General features: G+C 66.7%; 16 protein-coding genes and 1 pseudogene. 9 read left to right on the forward strand and 8 right to left on the reverse strand.

The features are described from left to right. The first annotated feature begins 137 nt into the window (after nucleotides 1-137). A complete protein-coding gene (locus ACJQWM_RS01260) occupies nucleotides 138-611 on the forward strand; it encodes an REP-associated tyrosine transposase (protein WP_332706071.1) in 474 nt (157 codons plus the stop codon). Nucleotides 612-767: 156 nt separating this feature from the next. Here ACJQWM_RS01260 and coaE read toward each other — a convergent pair whose 3' ends face one another. From coaE to pilB, 4 genes are all read right to left on the reverse strand, one after another. Continuing rightward, complete coding sequence (gene coaE, locus ACJQWM_RS01265; RefSeq protein WP_332706074.1) at nucleotides 768-1,382, reverse strand: dephospho-CoA kinase; 615 nt, start codon at nucleotides 1,380-1,382, stop codon at nucleotides 768-770. Between the two features lie 648 nt (nucleotides 1,383-2,030). Further along, nucleotides 2,031-2,894, reverse strand: a complete 864-nt coding sequence (locus ACJQWM_RS01270; RefSeq protein WP_332706077.1) for a prepilin peptidase — start codon at nucleotides 2,892-2,894, stop codon at nucleotides 2,031-2,033. Nucleotides 2,895-2,912: 18 nt separating this feature from the next. Further along, nucleotides 2,913-4,169: a type II secretion system F family protein gene (locus tag ACJQWM_RS01275; protein ID WP_332706080.1), complete on the reverse strand. Its 1,257-nt coding sequence runs from the start codon at nucleotides 4,167-4,169 to the stop codon at nucleotides 2,913-2,915. Between the two features lie 302 nt (nucleotides 4,170-4,471). Further along, nucleotides 4,472-6,196, reverse strand: a complete 1,725-nt coding sequence (pilB, locus tag ACJQWM_RS01280) for a type IV-A pilus assembly ATPase PilB (RefSeq protein WP_332706083.1) — start codon at nucleotides 6,194-6,196, stop codon at nucleotides 4,472-4,474. A 301-nt stretch (nucleotides 6,197-6,497) separates the two neighbouring features. Here pilB and ACJQWM_RS01285 point away from each other — a divergent pair, with 301 nt between their 5' ends. Next, the gene (locus ACJQWM_RS01285) at nucleotides 6,498-7,355 is read left to right on the forward strand and encodes a glycosyltransferase family 2 protein (protein ID WP_332706086.1); all 858 of its coding nucleotides are present in this window, start codon (nucleotides 6,498-6,500) and stop codon (nucleotides 7,353-7,355) included. Nucleotides 7,356-7,663: 308 nt separating this feature from the next. Next, a complete protein-coding gene (locus ACJQWM_RS01290; protein ID WP_332706089.1) occupies nucleotides 7,664-8,614 on the forward strand; it encodes a hypothetical protein in 951 nt (316 codons plus the stop codon). Nucleotides 8,615-8,628: 14 nt separating this feature from the next. Here the strand turns inward: ACJQWM_RS01290 and ACJQWM_RS01295 are convergent, their stop codons facing one another. From ACJQWM_RS01295 to ACJQWM_RS01310, 4 genes are all read right to left on the reverse strand, one after another. Next, entirely contained in the window at nucleotides 8,629-10,587 is a 1,959-nt protein-coding gene (locus ACJQWM_RS01295) for a hypothetical protein (protein ID WP_332706092.1), read from the reverse strand. Nucleotides 10,588-10,710: 123 nt separating this feature from the next. Then, entirely contained in the window at nucleotides 10,711-11,151 is a 441-nt protein-coding gene (locus ACJQWM_RS01300; protein ID WP_332706095.1) for a pilin, read from the reverse strand. A gap of 622 nt (nucleotides 11,152-11,773) precedes the next feature. After that, on the reverse strand, nucleotides 11,774-13,147 hold the full coding sequence (locus ACJQWM_RS01305; RefSeq protein WP_332706097.1) for a sigma-54-dependent transcriptional regulator: 1,374 nt from the start codon (nucleotides 13,145-13,147) through the stop codon (nucleotides 11,774-11,776). 207 nt (nucleotides 13,148-13,354) lie between these two features. Next, nucleotides 13,355-14,962 carry a sensor histidine kinase gene (locus tag ACJQWM_RS01310; RefSeq protein ID WP_332706100.1) on the reverse strand — a complete coding sequence of 536 codons (1,608 nt, stop codon included), beginning with the start codon at nucleotides 14,960-14,962 and terminating at the stop codon, nucleotides 13,355-13,357. A 425-nt stretch (nucleotides 14,963-15,387) separates the two neighbouring features. Between ACJQWM_RS01310 and sucC the strand changes: the two genes are divergently transcribed. The 6 genes and pseudogenes from sucC to ACJQWM_RS01340 all read left to right on the forward strand — a co-directional run bounded on the left by sucC (nucleotide 15,388) and on the right by ACJQWM_RS01340 (nucleotide 20,591). Then, complete coding sequence (gene sucC / locus ACJQWM_RS01315) at nucleotides 15,388-16,557, forward strand: ADP-forming succinate--CoA ligase subunit beta (RefSeq protein ID WP_332707844.1); 1,170 nt, start codon at nucleotides 15,388-15,390, stop codon at nucleotides 16,555-16,557. Between the two features lie 259 nt (nucleotides 16,558-16,816). Beyond that, complete coding sequence (sucD, locus tag ACJQWM_RS01320) at nucleotides 16,817-17,692, forward strand: succinate--CoA ligase subunit alpha (RefSeq protein WP_332707841.1); 876 nt, start codon at nucleotides 16,817-16,819, stop codon at nucleotides 17,690-17,692. A gap of 286 nt (nucleotides 17,693-17,978) precedes the next feature. After that, nucleotides 17,979-18,317, forward strand: a pseudogene (locus tag ACJQWM_RS01325) (endonuclease domain-containing protein). Nucleotides 18,318-18,344: 27 nt separating this feature from the next. Next, a complete protein-coding gene (locus tag ACJQWM_RS01330; protein WP_332707838.1) occupies nucleotides 18,345-18,641 on the forward strand; it encodes a BrnT family toxin in 297 nt (98 codons plus the stop codon). A gap of 31 nt (nucleotides 18,642-18,672) precedes the next feature. Beyond that, nucleotides 18,673-18,912 carry a hypothetical protein gene (locus ACJQWM_RS01335; RefSeq protein WP_332707835.1) on the forward strand — a complete coding sequence of 80 codons (240 nt, stop codon included), beginning with the start codon at nucleotides 18,673-18,675 and terminating at the stop codon, nucleotides 18,910-18,912. 14 nt (nucleotides 18,913-18,926) lie between these two features. Beyond that, nucleotides 18,927-20,591 carry an NAD+ synthase gene (locus ACJQWM_RS01340; protein WP_332707832.1) on the forward strand — a complete coding sequence of 555 codons (1,665 nt, stop codon included), beginning with the start codon at nucleotides 18,927-18,929 and terminating at the stop codon, nucleotides 20,589-20,591. The last annotated feature ends 35 nt before the right edge of the window (nucleotides 20,592-20,626 follow it).

Below are 20,626 nucleotides of genomic sequence, written 5' to 3' on the forward strand. Positions count from 1 at the left end.
CGACGCGGATGTCCGTGAGAGCGGGCCATGCCCGCGATCACCACCACACCGTATCGCGCCCACCACGGGATTTTTCCTACCCGTAAGCTCGGCGCCGACCTACAGCCGTCCGACAAGACCGTTGTCAGCATTGCCCCATGGAATCCCTCGCACCCTCACCGCCCGGCCACGCCGCACTGCGGCGCGGCCGCACCTCCCAGCCACACCAGGTCTATCACCTGACCATTACGACGCAGGCACGCGCGCCGGTTTTCGCCGACTACCGCGCCGCCTTTGCCGCATCGCGGTGCTTTCAGAACGCGACCATGCTGGGCGACGCCACGATGCTGGCCAGGGTGCTGATGCCCGATCACGCCCACTGGCTGCTGCAGCTCGGCGAAAACGATCAGCTCGAAGCCGTGGTCAATCGCCTCAAATCGGGCAGCGCACGCGCGACAAACCGGATGCTGGACAGAAAGGGCGTGCTGTGGAGCCGCGCGTACCACGATCACGCGATGCGCAGCGACGAGGACCTGCGTGCAGTCGCGCGTTACATCGTGGCCAACCCACTGCGCGCCGGACTCGTAGATTCGATCGGAAACTACCCGTTCTGGAACGCCGTCTGGCTGTAGCCCCTTTGCACGAGCCCCTTACCCGCGATCCCGCCTGTGTAGGAGCGGGCCTTGCCCGCGATCGTGGCGCTTTTGTAGGAGCGGGCCATGCCCGCGATCGCCCCCACACGCGCAGCAGAACCATCAGGCCCATGCTTCATATCGGCAAGCGCCGCTCTACAGCGCCCCAGCCATTTCCCGGTAGCGCCGATCCAGCGCGGCCACCCGCTCATCGAGCGCATCCAAAGGCCCATCGTTGACGATCACGTCGTCGGCGATTGCCAACCGCTCCGTGCGGCTGGCCTGGGCGGCGATCATGCGCGTGGCGAGCGCGTCATCGATGCCGTCGCGCAGCATCAGGCGCGCGTGCTGCACCTCGACGGGCACGTCGACCACCAGGATGCGGTGCAACCACGGGTATCCCGTGCGGCCGCCGCCTTCGGTCAGCAACGGCACCGCCGCGATCGCATACGGACCGGTGGCCTCACTGCATTGCACCTGCAGCCGCTCGCGCACGCGCGGGTGGATGATCGACTCCAGCAGCTTCCGCGCCCCGGGCTGCTCGAACACCCGCGCCCGCATGGTCGCGCGGTCGAGTGCGCCTTCGGCATCCAGCACGTCCTGCCCGAATGCGGCAACCACCTCGGCCAAGCCCAGCGAGCCGACCGCCACCGCGGCGCGTGCGGCGACATCGGCGTCGGCCACCGCCACGCCCAAGGCGCCGAAGCGGCGGGTGACCTCGCTCTTGCCGGACGCGACCCCGCCGGTGATGGCGACGATGTAGTTACTCATGCGTGTGGACTGCTCTTGTCCGACAAGGATGCTTCACGGCGTGGGAGCGGCCCACGCCCGCGATCCCGCCTTTGTAGGAGCGGGCCATGCCCGCGACCGCCCCCACACGCGCAGCAGAGCGATCGCGCCCATGGGGCGCTCCTACGAAAAGCAGCAGCGCAGGCAGGAGCCGGGCCATGCCCGCGACCCTGCCTTTGTAGGAGCGGGCCATTCCCGCGATCGCCCCCACACGCGCAGCAGAGCGATCGCGCCCATGGGGCGCTCCTACGAAAAGCAGCAGCGCAGGCAGGAGCCGGGCTATGCCCGCGACCCTGCCTTTGTAGGAGCGGGCCATGCCCGCGATCGCCCCCACATGCGCAGTAGAGCGATCGCGCCCATGGGGCGCTCCTACGAAAAGCACCAGCGCAGGCAGGAGCCGGGCCATGCCCGCGACCCCGCCTTTGTAGGAGCGGGCCATGCCCTCGATCGCCCCCACACGCGCAGCAGAGCGATCGCGCCCATGGGGCGCTCCTACGAAAAGCGGCAGCGCGAGGTAGGAGCGGGCGATTGCCCGCGATCCCTCCTGTGTAGGAGCGGGCCATGCCCGCGATAGCCCGCACACGCGTAGGAACGCGATCGCGCCCATGCTCCATAGCGGCATGGGCGCTCCTACGCCAACCCCGACAAACGCAAATACCCGTCGACCAACTGATCGCCCCAGAAAAACACGACCCAGCCCGCCACCGCGAGGTAGGGGCCGAACGGGATCGGGGTGGCCTTGTCGCGGCCCTTGGCCGCCAGCCAGATCGAGCCGATGATCGCCCCGACCAGCGACGACAGCAGCACCGTCGGCAGGATGCCGTTGAGCCCGACCCACGCGCCGATCGCGGCCAGCAGCTTGAAGTCGCCAAAGCCCATGCCTTCCTTGCCGGTGATCTGCTTGAACAGCCACCACACCGACCACAGGCTCAGGTAGCCCGCCACCGCGCCCAGCAGCGCCGGCTTGGTGTCCATGTACAGGCTGTCGGCCGCCGCGATAAGCCCCAGCCACATCAGCGGCAGGGTCAGCTGGTCGGGCAGCAGCTGGGTGCGCAGGTCGATGCCCGACAGCGTGATCAGGAAGCCGGTGAACACCACCGCGCCGAACCCCTGCCAGCCAAAGCCGAAGCGCCACACGCAGGCGATGAACAACACCATCGTCAGCAGCTCGACCAGCGGGTACTGCGCCGAGATCCGGGTGCCGCAACCGCGGCAGCGGCCGCGCAGCGCCAGCCAGCTGAGCACCGGGATGTTCTCGTACCAGGACAGCTGGTGCTTGCACTGCGGACAATGCGAGCGCTCCACCACGATCCCGGGTGGCGGCGGATCGTAGGCCTCCGGCTCGCCGAGCACCTCGCGACTGTCCTGCTGCCACTGCCATTCCAGCCGCCGCGGCAGCCGCAGGATCACCACGTTGAGGAAGCTGCCGACCAGCAGCCCGAGGCCGGCCACCAGCGGAAAGCCGATGGCCGGGTTTTCGTCGAGGAATGCCATGCCTTGCCGGGCTTCCGGTCAGATGGTCGCGGCGAGCTTGAAGATCGGCAGGTACATGCCGACCACCATGCCGCCGACGATCACGCCCAGGATGATCATGATCAGCGGCTCCAGCAGGCTCGACAGCGCATCCACCGCGTTGTTGACCTCCTGCTCGTAGAACTCCGCGACCTTGTACAGCATCGCATCCAGCGCGCCGGCCTCCTCGCCGATCGCCACCATCTGCACCACCATGTGCGGGAACACGTTGACCTGCTTCATCGCCAGGTTGACCTGGTAACCCACCGAGACGTCGTCGCGGATGCGGTTGACGGCCTGCTCGTAGACCACGTTGCCCGTTGCGCCGGCCACGGTGTCCAGCGCCTCCACCAGCGGCACGCCGGCCTGGAAGGTCACCGCCAGGGTGCGGGCAAACCGCGCGATCGCGGAGTTATGCAGGATCTGCCCGACCACCGGCAGCTTCAGCATCATCCGGTCGAGGAAATGTGCGAACCGCGGCGAGCGGTTCTTGGCCATGACGAACAACACGCCGGCACCGACCGTGACCAGCAGCACCAGCCACCAGTAGGCGATCATGAAATCACTGGCGGCCAGGATCATCAGGGTGAACGCCGGCAGGTCCGCGCCGAAGCTGGCGAAGGTCTTCTCGAACTGCGGCACCACGAACACCAGCAGGATCGCGCTGACCAGGATCGCCACGGCGACCACGGTGGCCGGATAGAACAGCGCCTTCTTGATCTTGCCCTTCAGGCTCTCGATGTTTTCCTTGTAGGTGGCGACCGTATCGAGCACGGTCTCCAGCACGCCGGCCGATTCACCTGCCTTGACCAGGTTGCGGAACAACTCGTCGAACTGGACCGGGTGCTTGGTCAGCGCCTCGTGCACCGAGGAGCCGCTTTCCAGGTCCGCGCGCAGCGAGTTGACCATCGCCTTCATCTTGGGGTTCTTGTGGCCGCTGGCGATGATCTCCATGGAGGTCACGATCGGCACGCCCGACTTCATCATCGTCGCCAGCTGGCGGCTGAACACGGCGATGTCGCCCGGGGTGATGCGCTTGCCCGAGCTGCCGAACAGCGGCTTGGGCTTGACCTTCACCACCTTGGGCATGATCCCCTGGCGACGCAGCTCGGCGCGCACCATGTTGGCGTTCTTGGCCGGCTGCTCGCCCTTCATGGTGACGCCGCGCTTGTCGGTGCCTTCCCAGACGAACAGAGGCTGTGCATCGGCACGGCGGACGGGGAGCTTCGGCTTGATGGCAGTACGGGTCGCGGACATTGGCGTGGTCCCCTCGGAGGGTCAGTCAGAACGCAGGAAGCAACCTGCTTTCGTTGTTGCGGTATGGAGTGAAGCGTCGCGCATGGGCTCTTGCCCGTCATTCCCGCGAATGCGGGACGCGTGCAGCTTTTGTTCGTCATTCCCGCGAACGCGGGAACCTAGTGACTTCGCTCCCGAAATCCCGGTAACAGCAAAGGCACTGGCTTCCCGCATGCGCGGGAATGACGAGCGGGGTGCTTTCGTAAAGCTCCCGCGGACGCAGGACGTGCGCGGCAATGACGATTGGGCCGGATGCATCATCATCAGTCCTTGGTCACCCGGTTGATCTCGGCCAGGCTGGTGACGCCGTTCTTGACCTTGAGCAGGGCCGACTGGCGCAGGTCGCGCACGCCGGAGCGCTGCGCGGCGTCGGCAATCTGCATGGCATTGCCGCCCTGCAGCACGATCGCCTGGATCTCATCGCTCATCGGCATGACCTGGTAGATGCCGGTGCGGCCCTTGTAGCCCTCGGTGCAGTCCGGGCAGCCGACCGCTTCGAAGATCTTCAGGCCAGCGTCCAACTCGTCCTGGGTGAAGCCCTCGGCCAGCAGCGCGTGGTCGGGCAGGTGCACCTCGCGCTTGCAGTCGTGCAGGCGCCGGGCCAGGCGCTGGGCGATCACCACGGTTACGCTCGAGGTGATGTTGAACGGCGCCACGCCCATGTTCATTAGCCGCGCGATGGTCTGCGGCGCGTCATTCGTATGCAGGGTGGACAGCACCATATGGCCGGTCTGCGCGGCCTTGATGCCGATCTCGGCGGTCTCCAGATCGCGGATCTCGCCGACCATGATCACGTCCGGGTCCTGCCGCAGGAAGCTGCGCAGCGCGGCGGCAAACGTCATGCCGCGCTTGACGTTCATCTGCACCTGGTTGATGCCCGGCACCCGGATCTCGACCGGGTCCTCGACCGTGGAGATGTTACGGCTGTCGTCGTTGAGGATGTTCAGCGCGGTGTACAGCGACACCGTCTTGCCCGAGCCGGTCGGGCCGGTCACCAGCACCATGCCGTAGGGCTTCTTGACCGCGTTGACGAAGATCTCCCGCTGGTCCGGCTCGTAGCCCAGCTTCTCGATGCCCAGCCGGGCCGCGCTGCCGTCCAGGATGCGCAGCACCACCTTTTCGCCGAACAGCGTCGGCAGGGTGCTCATGCGGAAGTCGATCTGGCGGGTCTTGGACAGGTTGAGCTTGATCCGGCCGTCCTGCGGCACGCGCTTCTCGGCGATGTCCAGCTGCGCCATCACCTTGAGCCGCGCGGCGATGCGCGCCTGCAGCTTCACCGGCACCTTGGCGACCTGCTTGAGCAACCCGTCGATGCGCAGGCGCACGCGGTAGTCGGTCTCGTAGGGCTCGAAATGGATGTCGGAGGCGCCGCGGCGGATCGCGTCGACCAGGATCTTGTTGATGAACTTGACCACCGGGGTATCGTCGCCCTTGGCGTCGATACCGGTGTCGGGGCCGGCGGCCAGCTCATCGTCGCTGCCGACCTCCAGGTTCTCCATTCCCTCCTCGTCCTCGCCGTGGCTCAGCGAGTCGCTGCTTTCCAGCCAGCGGTCCAGGCTGCGGCGGATGCTGTCCTCATCGACCAGGATCGCCTCGATCGTGAGGTTGGTCTGGAATTTGATCTCGTCCAGCGCGCGCGTGTTGGTCGGGTCGGCCAGCCCGACGAACAGGCGGTTGCCGCGCTTGAACATCGGCAGCACGCAGTGCTTGCGCAGCAGCTCCTCGCTGACCAGGTTGATGGCCGACTGCGCCGGGTCGATCGCGGAGGCGTCCATCAACGGCACGCCAAACTCGATCGAGTTGGCCGCGGCCATCGCCGATGGCGCGACCAGCCGCTTCTCGGCCAGGAACGTGGCGATAGGTTTACGCTCGGCCGTGGCCCCGGCCAGCGCCTCGCGCGCGGACGACTCGTCCATGGCGCCGTCCATGACCAGGCGCCGGGCAATACCGGTGATGCCGACCAGGTTGGCGGTGGTGACGGCGTTCATGCAGGCCCCGAAAAGTGTTCCCCCTGCGGACTTTAGCGCAATCCAGCGTGCGCGAGCGGACACAGCGCACCTTTCCGCAGCCCCCGCCAGCGCGTTAAGCCAATACCCCTCTCCCGCCCGCGGAACTACCCTTCTCCCGCGTGCACTGCACCCCCCCCTCTCCCGCTTGCGGGAGAGGGGGGGGGAGGGAGGGCACTCGACCCCCACCTGCGACAAACCTCCCCTCCAACCCCGCCCTTCCGACCACCACCCCCGCCAGCCCACCCCGTTTCACGCTACCCTCACCCCCAAAGAGGGCCCCATGCGCATCACCGTAATCCTCCCCGCCAAAAACGAGGCCGAAGGCCTGCAGCGCACCCTCCCCGGGCTGCGCGCGCTGCTGCCCGAGGCCGAGGTCATCGTCGTCGATGACGGCTCCACCGACAGCACCGCCAAAGTCGCCGCCACCCACGGCGCACGCGTACTGTCCTCGCCCTATTCGATGGGCAACGGCGCGGCGATCAAGCGCGGCGCCCGCGCCGCGACCGGCGAGATCCTGGTGTTCATGGACGCCGACGGCCAGCACGACCCGGCCGACATCCCGCGCCTGCTGGTCCAGCTGGAGGCCGGCTACGACATGGCAGTCGGTGCCCGCAACAGCGGCGGTCAGGCCAACGCCGGCCGCGGCGCCGCCAACGCGTTCTACAACCGCCTGGCCAGCTGGATGACCAACCACAAGGTGCTCGACCTGACCTCCGGCTTCCGCGCCGTGCGTGCCGAGCGCTTCTGCGAGTTCCTGCACCTGTTGCCAAACGGCTTCAGCTATCCCACTACCAGCACCATGGCGTTCTTCCGCAGCGCCTACCCGGTGACCTACGTGCCGATCGAGTGCGCGCGCCGTGTCGGCACCGCCAGCCATATCCGTCCGATCCGCGATGGCGTGCGGTTCTTGCTGATCATCTTCAAGATCGCCACGTTGTATTCGCCGCTGAAGCTGTTTGCACCTACCGGGGTGGCGTTCGGATTGCTGGGCCTTGGGTACTACGGGTGGACGTTCGCGACGGAGCACCGGTTTACCAATATGAGTGCTCTCTTGCTCAGTGCGGCGGTCATAGTATTTTTGATCGGCCTGATATCGGAACAGATAACCTCGCTTACCTACGTGCGTGATCGTGACTGACGTGCAATGGGATGGTGGCTGGACCGATAGCGGCCCGAGGTTTGCAGGCAAGCCTGAGAAGTTCAGCCAGATCAGTCGCCCGTTGCTCGCAAGAGTTCTTTTTGGATCAGAGCGCTAGTTGTTGCCGCGGGTCGGCGGAAAACAAGAATCTCTGGCTACGGCAGGCACATGCGCGCGTTGGATAAAAGTTGCTGTAAGTCCCAGCTTCGGCCCACGTCCGGCCTAGAGCGCTTGGCAGCGTCGTATCTCACCCTTGCACGCACCGCGCGATCGGTCCCTTGGCGCCGAATGGCGCACACGTTCCGCCTATGAAAGATGCCTTGCGGCCCCGCGCGATCTTGCTATTGAAGGCGGTCTACGTCGCTGCGGTGATCGGGGGGCTCGGCTGGGCGGTGCATGACGTGTCCGACTTGAAGCGAGGCACCATCTCGCTGATACAGGCTCCCGAAGCATGCCTGTTCGTGCTGGCATGGTTGGTCATGGCGTGCTTGCTCGGGCGGCTCTGGGTTCTGTGGTTGCAGTGGCGGTTCGACGTGGAACTGTCCGCAAGGGAGTGGTTGCCATTACAAGCTCTTGCATGGGCAGGCCGCTACTTGCCCGGCAAGGTCGGGCTGCTCGCAGGCAAGCTGAGTCTGGCGCAGGATCCGCGTCTGGGCTGGAAAGCTGTCAGTCAGTCGGTTTTGGTTGAGCAGCTTGCTTTCGTCTTCGCTGGTGCCGCGCTAGGCGCAGTGTTGTTGGCAACATCGGCGCTGCACGCGCTGCTCTGGCTTCCATCGTGGATCGTGGTCCACTGGGAGTGGCTGCGCTTGGCGACCGGGGCGGGACTTGGGTTGGGTTTCGTGCTGGCAGTCGCACTGATCGAGCGAGTATCCGCAAGCGCTATGCCTAACCGACCTGCCGAATATCTGCGCGTGGCAGCGTTGCTGATGCTCTATACCTTGCCGCACGTGCTGATCGGCGCAGCGTTCTTCCAGCTTCTCCCGGCATTCTCCGGCGCCGCCGCTTCCATTGGCCTGCTGCATGCAATAGCAGTGCTGGCGCTGGCACATGTTGCTGGTGCGTTGGCTATTTTTGCGCCCGCTGGCCTAGGGGTGCGGGAATTGGTGCTCGCGACGGGTTTGGTCTCCGCCACAGTGCCTGTTGACCAGTCGCTACTGATTGCAGCGGTGCTGCGGCTGCTGACGTTGATTGCCGATGGTGCGCTGCTGGCCGGGCTTGCCTCGCATTGGCTTTGGCGCCGGTGCGCGCGGGCGGGGTGAATGGCGTCGGTAGATTAATGGGAGCGGCGCCGCGCGATCTCGCTGCGCAGGTGGACAAGGGTGGCTTGAGCACTGCGTTCGTAGGGGGCGACCTGCTGCGCCACCTGGTCAACCACGCGTTCGGCGGCTTCCAGATCGCCTTTGACCAGATATATCCGCGCCAGCAACGCGCCGACCGCAGGGTCGCCGCCGGCCTCCCATGCCAGTTCGGCCTGGTACAACGCCGCCGGCCAACGCTCCGCGGAAATCAGAAGCTCGGCCGCCACCACGCGCAGCAACCACTTGGGTTTGGCACGCTCGGGCTGCTCGGCGGCCGCATCCAGTGTCATCAGCACGGCATCGGCCACTGTCGATGCGTCGATTGCATCGCCGCAGGGCTGCTGTGCACCTGGCCCCGGGTCTTTCGCGAGCACTTTCGATATCCGCCGGTAGCCCTCGAGTTCGCCAATGGTGATCTTGCGCGGCGCCTCCGTGACTGCGGCCGTCAAATGGGCAGGGTCGGCGGGTGTGCCGCGCAGGCAATCCACCGTGATAAGACTTAGATGTCCCATCACGCGCTGCCGGCGGTCATCGCTGTCCACGAGCCGCTGCAACGCGGTAATCGCGGCGTCATAGCGCCTCGCCCTGATCGCCTGGCCAGCGTACTCCTCGATTGCGCGCATTGAGCCGGGGCGATGGGCCAAAGTCTGCTCAACCAGCGTGTCCATGCTGCGCCATGCGCGTGTCTGGCTCATGGTCACCGCGGCAAAGCTCGCCGCAATCAGCGCCAGTACCGCCACGGCGGCCTTGGTGCTACGCGACGTGCCGACGGGCCGCCTGCTGAGCACCAGCGCGCAGAGCCCGCCGGCGGCGAGCAGCAATCCGATGCCGGGGAGATAGTTGCGGTGCTCGAAATACAGCTCCAGCGGAAACACCGTGGATTCGATCCCATGCGCGACCAGGAAGAAGAACCACCCGGCAAAGACGCTGGGCGCGCGCTTGCGTGCGACCACGGCAAACACGCTGACCGCCGCCAGCACTATCAACGACAGCAGGGTGGCTGGCGGCGACAGTAGGCCGGTGGAAATCTGGAAATCATCGAACAGCACGCCCATCTGCGACCCGCGTGGTACCAGCAGCAGCCCGATGTACTCGACCAGCGCGCGCGACTGCGACAGCAGCCGCTCCCACATGGTGAAATCGCGCGTGGCATACAGCCCGAACAGCTTGCCGGGTGCGACCAGAAGCAAAGCTATTCCGGCGAGTGCCGGCGCCAGCAGGAACACGCCGTAGAAAGTCTTGAGCATGCCCGTCCCGCGCTGCCAGCCGCGGAAATAGGCAAGTTCCAGCACCAGGCACAAGGCCGGCGCCACTGCGGCGTTCTCTTTACTGAACAGGCCGGCTGCAAACAGCAGCGGGAACAGCGCGAACAGCTTGATTCGCGCCGCGCGGTATTGCCCCTGCTCCAGTTGCTGCCGTGCACGCACGTAGGTCCAGAGCGAGGCCAGCACTAACAGCGCGCTCAACTGCGCCATGCGCTGTACCGGGTACAGGACCGTGCTGACGTTGATCGGATGCAGCAGCCAAAGCCCCGCGAGCACACCGGCGACGATGCCGGCATTACGGGCAAGCACCGGGTCGCGGGCGAGCAGCCGTGCCAGCAGCTTCCATGCTACGAGCCCGCAGACAATATGGATTATTAGGTTGCCGAGCTTGAAGTGATAGGGGCTGAAGCCGCCGATCGCTGCGGTGACCAGGAAGCTGAGCATCGCCACCGGCCGCCCGAGAATGCCGGCGTCGTTGCCCAGCATCACTTCCAACCAGGAGGCCTGCCCCTGCAGCCATGTTTCGACGGGCGCGAGATTGTAGGCGTCGTCGAGGATGAACGGGCCGGCCAAGCCTAGCGAGTAGATCAGCAGAGTTGCGGCGACGGCGACATAGATAGGTAGTCGGTTCTCAATCACTTTAAGCCTGATCCCGCCAATGGTATTCAAGACGACCTGACGTGCTCTCCGCAGGATTGTGCCCCGTGCATCATGCGTATCTAAAGCACACAAAAGAAACCCCGGTTGCCCGGGGTTTCTGTCCAGCAATCACGGATGTTGCTAGTAAGTCAGTTACGGGCGGCACTCGCTCGGGAGCTGCGCAGCCGGTACAGCTGCAACGGTATTTGCGCAGGTCCAGTCGATGCGACCAGCTTCCGTGTCGGGGGTAAGTGTGAAGATCGCCATGGCGTCACCGCCGGTATTGATGGTCGTGGCGGTAATCACGCCACCAGTGCCGATCGCCACGTCTGCACAATAGTCGGAGGCAGTGTCGAAGTCATAGCCCGCGATAGCGTCAGTCATGCCGGTCAGTGTGACACCGCTGCTCCAGGTCTCGGCCACAGCCAGCTTGGCCGCCGCGGCGACGCTCAGGCACTCGGAGTTCTTGGTGCGGATCGAGTAGTCCTGGTACGCCGGCAGTGCGATGGCGATCAGGATGCCGAGGATCGCGATGACGATCATCAGCTCGATCAGGGTGAAGCCCTTCTGGGCGGCGCGTTTCATGTTGTTCATGGTGTATCCCCTAGGAGTGGTTTGCTTTCACGTGCCGGCAGGCCGGCCCATCCGGTCCGTCGGTTGCCGTGCGAGCTGCACGTGCGTTGAAACAGTACGCACAACGCATGCCAACCCGGCCAGTGCCACAGGGGTCCCGTGGTAAGTGTGATTGGCGTCACATTGCGGGCGCGTGGTGGCGGGTTGAGTGACCGGGGGCGTCAGTTTTGGTTTGTGGGTGACGTGGTGCGGCAGGGTTGTCGAGTGAGGTGGTGGGGCGGGATGAGGCGTTGTAGGGGGGGGCGCGCGGGTGGTGAGCGGGTTTGTGGTGGTGGGGTTGGTGGTGGGCGGCGGTGGGGGGGAGGGCAGCGGAGCAAGCTCCGCTCTACGTTTTTGTGGGGGCGGCCATGCCCGCGATTCCGTTTTTGTAGGAGCGGGCCATGCCCGCGATGGGGGGATTCGTAGTAGAGCGATCGCGCCCATGGGGCGCTCCTACGAGAAGCGGGGGCGTGAGGTGGGACCGGCCACGCCGGCGATCCGCCTTTGTAGGAGCGGGCCATGCCCGCGATGGGGGGATTCGTAGTAGAGCGATCGCGCCCCTGCTTCATAGCGGCATGGGGCGCTCCTACGGGTGCCGCGCGGCTCAGTCGATGCCGAGCTTCTTCAGCTTGTAGCGCAGGGCGCGGAAGGTGATGCCCAGGGCGGCGGCGGTGCGGGTCTTGTTGTAGCGGTTTTCCTGCAGGGCGTGCTGGATGGCGGCGCGCTCGATTTCCTCGATGTAGGAGGGCAGGGCGCTGGTGGAGGTGTCGCGTGGGTCGAGGGTGCGCGGGTCGCCGCCGGCGGGCGGCGATGCGGCCGCGGGGGGCGGTAGGCGCGGCAGTTGCAGGTCGGCGGCGTCGAGGGTGTCGCCTTCGGCCATGGCCAGTGCGCGCTCCAGGATGTTCTCCAGTTCGCGCACGTTGCCGGGGAAGGGGTAGTCCTGCAGCGCGGCCAAGGCGTCCTCGCCCAGGTGCGGCACGGTGCGGCCCTGGTCGCCGGCGAGGCGTTCCAGGATCATGCGCGACAGGCCGGGCAGGTCCTCGCGGCGCTCGCGCAGCGGCGGCACGCGCAGCTCGATGACGTTGATGCGGTAGTAGAGGTCCTGGCGGAAGCGGCCTTCGGCGACCAGCGCGCCCAGGTCCTTGTGGGTGGCCGAGAGGATGCGCACGTCGACGATGGCCTCGGCGTTGGCGCCGACCGCGCGGATCGATTTTTCCTGGATCGCGCGCAGCAGCTTGACCTGCATTGCCAGCGGCAGCTCGGCGACCTCGTCCAGAAACAAGGTGCCGCCGTCGGCCGCCTGGAACAGGCCAGGCTTGTCGGCGTGGGCGCCGGTGAAGCTGCCCTTCTTGTGGCCGAAGAACTCGCTCTCCATCAGCTCGGTCGGGATGGCGCCGCAGTTGACCGGGATGAACGGCCCGGCAGCGCGGCCGCCTTCGGCGTGGATGGTGCGCGCGGTCAGCTCCTTGCCGACGCCGGACTCGCCGGCGATGTAGACCGGCGCCTGGCTGCGCGCGACCTTGGCGATGGTCTGGCGCAGGGACGCCATGGCCGGGGACTGGCCGTGCAGTCGCGAGGCGACCACATCGGGGCTGCCGCGGCGGCTGTGGTCGATCTCCAGCGCGTGGCGGACCAGGTCGCGCAGCACGGCAAGGTCCACCGGCTTGGCGACGAAGTCGAACGCGCCGGCCTTGAGCGCTTCCACCGCGGCCTCGACGTTGCCGAATGCGGTGATCATCGCCACCGGGGTTTCGGGATGCTTCTGGCTGATCTCGGCGATGAGGTCGATGCCCGAGCCGTCCGGCAGGCGCATGTCGGTCAGGCACAGGTCGTAGCGGTTGCGCTGCAACTGGTTGCGCGCGTCGGCCAGGCTGGACGCGGTATCGCAACGCAGGCCCATCCGGCCCAACGTCATGACGAGCAGCTCGCGGATATCGCGCTCGTCGTCGACCACCAGTGCACTACGTGATTCGGCCATCGAGTCCTCCCGGCGTCACGATAGCTTAAGCGATCAACGCGGGCTAACGCGGGCGGGGTGTGCAGCAACCGCAAGATCAAACCCATCCCCATCCCGGCCTTCACTTGAAGGGGGAAGGAGGCAAGCAGATCCGTGGGCTGGGCGAGCCCTGAAGCCCTCCCCTTCAAGGGTAGGGAGGGGATGGGGTCGGCACGCCCCGTGTGGAACTCAGCTCTTCCGGGTCATCGTCCCGGTCAGGCGGATGCGGAAGCAGGCGCCGCCGCCAGGCATCGGCACATAGTCGAGCGAGGCCTGGTTGGCGCGGCACAGCTCGCGCGCGATGTACAGGCCCAGTCCGGTGCCGTGGCCGGAGGTGGTGAAGAACGGGCGGAACAACTGCTCCACGATGCGCTCGGGGATGCCGGTGCCGCGGTCGAGCACGTCGATCTGCGGGGCGCCGGTGGGGTCCCCGGGCGGGTCGGTGTGCACGTGCACGGTGACGCGGGCCGGCTCGCCGGGTATCCGGCCGTAGAGCAGCGCGTTGTGCACCAGCACGGTCAGCACCTGGTGCAGCTGGCGCGGGTCTACCATCGCGGCGATGCGCGGGTGGGTGCCGGTGGCGCGCAGGCTGTCGTGCTCGAGCGGGTGGCCGCTGCTGTAGTCCTCGACGAACTGCCGGGTCAGGGCGACCAGCTCGACGTGCTCGGGCATGGCCGGCTCGCGCCGGGCCAGGCTCAGCACGTTCTCGACGATGCCGTTCATGCGCGCGCCCTGCTGCCGCACGATTTCCAGCAGGCGGCGGTCGGCAATGTGGATGTCCTCGGACTCCTCCAGCAGCTGCACGGCGTAGTTGATCGCCGCCAGCGGGTTGCGGATCTCGTGGGCCAGGCTGGCCGAGAAGCGGCCCAGCGTGGCCAGGGTCAGCGACTCGGCGCGGCGCGAGACCAGCGAGGTGTCGTCGAGGAACACCAGCGTCTGGTCGCTGCCGGCCAGCAGGCGGGCGAAGCGCGGCACAATCTCGGGCTGGTCGGGCGATACCTGCATCGGGCTCTCGTCGCTGCGGTGGTCGGCGCGCCAGGTGGCCAGCCGCCGGCACAGCTCGGGCACCGCTGCATCCAGCGGGCGGCGGCCGTCGCCGGCCTCGCCCAGCAGCAGCATCGCGGCCTCGTTGGCCAGCCGTACCCGGTTCTGGCTGTCGACCAGCAGCACGCCGGTGCGCAGGCGGCGGATGATCAGCTCGTTGACCTCGACCAGGTGCGCGGTCTCCCTGCCGCGGCGCGCGGCCAGGTTGTAGCTCTCGCGCATCTGCCGGCCCAGCACGCTGGTCAGCGTCGCGATGGCCAGGTAGCCGATCGCGAACATCACCGGCTCGGCGAACGAGCGGCCTGCGGCCTCGTCGGTCAACCCGCTCCAGAAGTACTCCACGATCAGTCCGGCAACCGCGACCAGCGCCGCGCCGAGCCCGTAGCGGGTACGCAGCAGCAGGGCCGCGGCGCCGACGTTGAACATCAGCATCAGCGCGATGCCGGTGCCCGCCGCGGGGATCGTGTGGATCGCCAGCATGCCGAAGGTCAGGTCGGCACTGATCCCCGCCAGCGCCTGGCCGCGCAACTCGCCGCGGCGGCCCGATACGAACAGCAGCAGCGCGATGAACAGATAGGCCAGCGCGCCCGAGCGCGCCACCAGGTCGTGGCGCGGTGGCGCGATGAGGTCGGGGATCGGCCCGAACAGCACGAACACCAGCATCGCCGCTTCGAGCAGCCGGTACAGCGTGAAGAAATACAGCTCGCGACGCAGCGCGCTGTTGGCATCGGCGACGTCAGCCACTCCGGTCACGAGGGGTATCGGCGGCAAGCGGGCGTCCACTACGGCGGTGACGGCCGAGTATAGGCGTCAAAGCTGATGGTGTTCAGGGGGGCGGGGCGGGGTGGGTCCGGGAATGGGGAATGGCAGGGCAAGAGCAAATCCTCCCCGGCCCTCCTTTTCCAAAGGAGGGAGAAAAGCTAAGGAGGGAGCAGCGCTGCCAAGAGGGAGCATCGAAGGAAGTTCCCCCCTTTGGAAAAGGGGGGGGCAGGGGGGCAGGGGGGCAGGGGGGGATTTGCTCTTGCCCCCCAGCACATCGCCACAAACCAGTTTTGCTCGCCCTGCCGCGATCGGCGACAATACCGGCCCCCTCGCGCACGGTCCCGGTTCGGCGGCGCAACGCCAGTCGCACCGGCCTTCAGACGCGCAGGACTCTTTTCACTCCCCCTCGGTGACGCATGAATTTTCACGAATACCAGGCAAAGCAGCTGTTTGCCGACTACGGCATTGCGGTGCCGGCCGGGCGCGTTGCGCGCACTCCGGAAGAGGCCGTCGCGGCGGCCAAGGACATCCCCGGCGACCTGTGGGTGGTCAAGGCGCAGATCCACGCCGGCGGCCGCGGCAAGGCCGGCGGCGTCAAGCTGGCGAAGAACTTCGATGAGGTGAAGCAGTACGCCGCGGCGATGCTCGGCACCAAGATGGAGACCTACCAGTCGGCCGGCATCGCACTGCCGATCGATACGGTGCTGATCTCCGAGGGCACCGACATCGCCAAGGAGCTGTACCTGTCGGTGCTGGTGGACCGCAGCACACAGGCGATCACCTATATCGCATCGAGCGAGGGCGGCGTGGACATCGAGACGGTCGCCGCGGAGAACCCCGACGCGATCAAGACCCTGCACGTGAACTACGTGCAGGGCCTGCAGCCGTACCAGTGCCGTGACATGGGCTTCGCGCTGGGCCTCAACGCGCGCCAGGTCGGCCAGCTGAGCAGGATCATGCTGGGCCTGTACAAGCTGTTCAACGAGAAGGACCTGGCGCTGGTTGAGCTCAACCCGCTGGCGATCCTGACCAACGGCGATCTGGCCGTGCTCGATGGCAAGGTCAACTCCGACGACAACGCGACCTTCCGCCACAAGGACCTGGCCGGCATGCGCGACATCCGCCAGGAGGACGAGACCGAGGTGCAGGCCAGCCAGCACGACCTCAACTACGTCACGATGGACGGCAACATCGGCTGCATGGTCAACGGCGCCGGCCTGGCCATGGCGACGATGGACGTGATCTCGCTGGAGGGCGGCTCGCCGGCCAACTTCCTGGACGTCGGCGGCGGCGCCACCAAGGAGCGCGTGACCGAGGCGTTCAAGCTGATCCTGTCCAGCGACAAGGTGAAGGCGATCTTCGTCAACATCTTCGGCGGCATCGTGCGCTGCGACATGATCGCCGAGGGCATCATCGCCGCGGTCAAGGAAGTCGACGTCAAGGTGCCGGTGATCGTGCGCCTGGAAGGCACCAACGTGGAAGCCGGCAAGGAGTTGCTGAAGAACTCCGGCCTGGCGATCACGCCTGCCGATGACATCAACGATGGCGCGAAGAAGGCCGTTGCGGCCGTCGCCAACGCCGCCTGACGCATGACCTCCCTTCTCCCGCTTGCGGGAGAAGGTGCCCAAAGGGCGGATGAGGGCACGCGACATGCCGCCTGCGACGCAAGCGCGTTTCGCATGCCCTCACCCCAACCCGCTGCTAGGCTCGACTCCGTCTCGCCAAGCAGCCCCCGGCCCTCGCTCCGCTCAGGCGCCGACCAGCTCGCGAACCTTCGGTTCGCAAACGAGCTGATCGGCCCCGCAAGCGGGAGAGGGGGCCAAATCAAATACCAGGATTGAACCAATGAGCGTTTTGATCAACAAGAACACGAAGGTCATCGTGCAGGGCTTCACCGGCACGCAGGGCACCTTCCATGCCGAGCAGATGCTCGACTACGGCACCAAGGTCGTCGGCGGCGTGACCCCCGGCAAGGGCGGCAGTGAGCACCTCGGCCTGCCGGTCTTCAACACCGTCGCCGACGCGGTCGATGAGACCGGCGCCGACGCCTCGGTCATCTACGTGCCACCGCCGTTCGCGGCCGATGCGATCCTGGAAGCGGCCGACGCCGGCATCCGGGTGATCGTGTGCATCACCGAGGGCATACCGGTGCTGGACATGCTGCGCGTCAAGAACACCCTCAAGGGCTATGAGGACGTGGTGCTGGTCGGGCCAAACTGCCCCGGCGTGATCACCCCGGGGCAGTGCAAGATCGGCATCATGCCGGGCCACATCCACATGGTGGGCAAGGTCGGTATCGTCTCGCGTTCGGGCACGCTGACCTATGAAGCGGTCAAGCAGACCACCGATGCCGGCCTGGGCCAGTCGACCGTCATCGGTATCGGCGGTGACCCGATCAACGGGCTGAACTTCATCGACTGCCTGAAGCTGTTCCAGGACGACGCGCAGACCGAAGGCATCATCATGGTCGGCGAGATCGGCGGCAGCGCCGAGGAAGAAGCGGCCGAGTTCATCGCCGAGTACGTGACCAAGCCGGTGGTCGGCTTCATCGCCGGCGCCTCGGCCCCCAAGGGCAAGCGCATGGGCCACGCCGGCGCGATCGCCTCGGGCGGCTCGGGCACCGCCGAAGGCAAGTTCGAGGCGATGGAAAAGGCCGGGGTGACCACGGTGAAGTCGCCGGGCGACCTGGGCGCGGCGATTGCGAAGCGGTTGGCGAAGTAAGGCTGCCGTGTAGCGGTAGGGAAGAGGCCACCTTCGGGTGGCCTTTTTCGTGTTTGGTCCCCTCGCCCGCTCGCGGCTTGGCCCCCTCTCCCGCTCGCGGGAGAGGGCTGGGGTGAGGGCCGGCGAAACACGCTTGCGTCGCACGCCCATCTCGCGCGCCCTCATCCGCCCTTCGGGCACCTTCTCCCGCGTGCGGGAGAGGGTTGGGGTGAGGGCACGCAAAACACGCTTGCGTCGACCACCACTACTTGCGACGCTCTGCCCCATCAAAGACAGGAGCGCATGGATGCGCCAGGGCCACAAACGCGACTTCGCCCGCGGCTTGCGCCGCGACATGACCGATGCCGAGCGCAGGCTCTGGTACCACCTGCGCAATCGCGGTCTGCTCGGCTACAAGTTCCGTCGCCAGTTCCCGGTCGGCCGTTAAATCGTGGACTTCGTCTGTCTGGAGGCGCGGCTGGTGGTCGAAGTGGATGGCGGCCAGCACGCCGATTCGTCCCATGACGTGCTGCGCGACCATTGCCTTCACGAGCGCGGCTTTATCGTGCTGCGCTTCTGGAACAATGATGTCCTGGCCGATACCGATGCCGTGCTGTCGCATGTTGTTCGTGTATTGACAAAGTAAATACCGAAGCGCAGCCTGCAAGGCGACATGGACGTCCACTTCGAACTCGATGGCAACGCCTTTGTATGGAACCGCCTGAAGGCGCGCGAGAACCTGCGCAAGCACGGTGTCCGCTTCGAGGAGGCGGCCGCGGTGTTCTTCGATCCGCTGTATGTGCTGGTGGATGCGTCGCGGATGGACGAGGCGCGCGATGCCGCAATCGGCTTCGCCCGGTCTGGCCGACTGCTTTACGTAGTGCATCTGGAAATCGAGGATGAGCGTGTGCGTCTTGTCTCCGCGCGTCGCGCCTCTCCCGCCGAGGAATCAACCTATGCTCACCGATAGATTCAAGCGCCGCCTCACCAAGGATCGCCCGATGACATCGATCACCCTGCGGATCCCGCAGGACGTGGTGGAGTCGCTCAAGGCCATCGCGCCACTCAAGGGTATGGGCGGCTACCAGACCCTGCTCAAGTCGTACATCAGCGAGGGGCTGCGTCGTGACGAGGCCGAGTTTCTTTCGGGCACCGAGCAACGCCTTGCCGAGGCGCTGAAGGCGCGAGGTGTCGATCCGAGCATCGTCGAAGCCGCCGTGCGCGACATCCACGCCGCCTGACCGCCGAGGCCCCCATGACCCTACGCATCGCCCTCGCCCAGTTCGACTTCCCGGTCGGCGCCGTGCACCAGAACGCCGAGCGCATCGCGGCGATGATCGCGACCGCGCGCGACCAGCACGGGGCCGACCTGGTGCTGTTTCCGGAGCTGGCGCTCAGCGGCTATCCGCCCGAGGACCTGTTGATGCGGCCGGGTTTCCTGGCCGACTGCGAGGCGGCGCTGCAGCAGGTGGCCGCCTGCACGGAGGGCATCGTGGCCGTGCTCGGCTGGCCGCAGGCGGCCGGCAGCATCGTCTACAACGCCGCCAGCGTGCTGCGCGACGGCCGCGTCGCGGGGACCTATCGCAAGCAGCAACTGCCGAACTACGCGGTGTTCGACGAGCGCCGCTATTTCGATGTCGACCCCACCGCCGAGGCCTGCGTGTTCGAGGTCGAGGGCAGCCTGCCCGGTGAACGCGTGCCGGTCGGCGTGGTGATCTGCGAGGACCTGTGGTTCGCCGAGCCGCTGGCGCAGGCCGGCGCGGCCGGGGCCGAGCTGGTGCTGGTGCCCAACGCCTCGCCGTTCGAGCACGACAAGCACGTCCAGCGCGACAGGCTGCTGGCGATGCGGGCCGCGGAGACGCTGGTCCACGGCCGCGGCATCGCGCTGGCCTACCTCAACGTGGTCGGCGGGCAGGACGCGGTGGTGTTCGACGGCGCCTCGGTGCTGGTCGATGGCGACGGCCGCGTGCATCCGCAGGCGGAGGCCTTCCAGGAGCACTGGCTGGTGGCCGATTACGACGCCGCGTCGCGCAGCTTCACCCAGGTCAACTGGCCGTGCGAGGGCGACGAGGACCAAGACTCGCTGTCGTGGCGCGCGATCGTGCTGGGCACCCGCGACTACTGCCGCAAGAACGGGTTCCAGAAGATGTGGCTCGGGCTGTCGGGCGGCATCGACTCGGCGATGGTGCTGGCGGTGGCGGTCGATGCGATCGGCGCCGAGAACGTCACCGCGGTGCGGATGCCGTCGCGCTATACCGCCGACCTCAGCAACGACCTGGCCGCCGAGCAGTGCGATGCGCTCGGCGTGCGGCTGCTGACGCTGCCGATCGAGAAGCCGTTCGAGGGCTATCTGGCGGCATTGTCGGAGCTGTTTGCAGACCAGCCGGCCGACACCACCGAGGAGAACCTGCAGGCGCGTACCCGCGGGGCCCTGCTGATGGCGCTGACCAACAAGTTCCACGGCCTGCTGCTGACCACCGGCAACAAGAGCGAATACGCGGTGGGTTACGCGACCATCTACGGCGACATGTGCGGCGGTTTCGCGCCGATCAAGGACCTCTACAAGACCGAGGTGTTCGCCCTGGCGCGCTGGCGCAATGCGCAGTCCCAGGCACCGGTGATCCCGCCGGCGGTGATCGACCGCCCGCCCTCGGCCGAGCTGCGCGAGAACCAGAAGGACCAGGACTCGCTGCCGCCGTACGAGGAGCTGGACAGCATCCTGAAGCGCTACATCGACAGGCAGCACTCGCGCGAGGAGATCGTCGACGCCGGATTCGATCCGGGCACCGTGGACAAGATCCTGCGGCTGGTGCGGATCAGCGAGTGGAAGCGGCAGCAATCCGCGCCCGGCCCCAAGGTCTCGCACCTCGCCTTCGGCCGCGAGCGGCGTTACCCGATCAGTAATGGGTACCGCGGCTGATCCAGCGGTGCCGACGCACGGCTTTCGTAGGAGCG

The sequence above is a fragment of the Novilysobacter longmucuonensis genome (assembly GCF_046600735.1).
GTDB lineage: Bacteria > Pseudomonadota > Gammaproteobacteria > Xanthomonadales > Xanthomonadaceae > Novilysobacter_A > Novilysobacter_A longmucuonensis.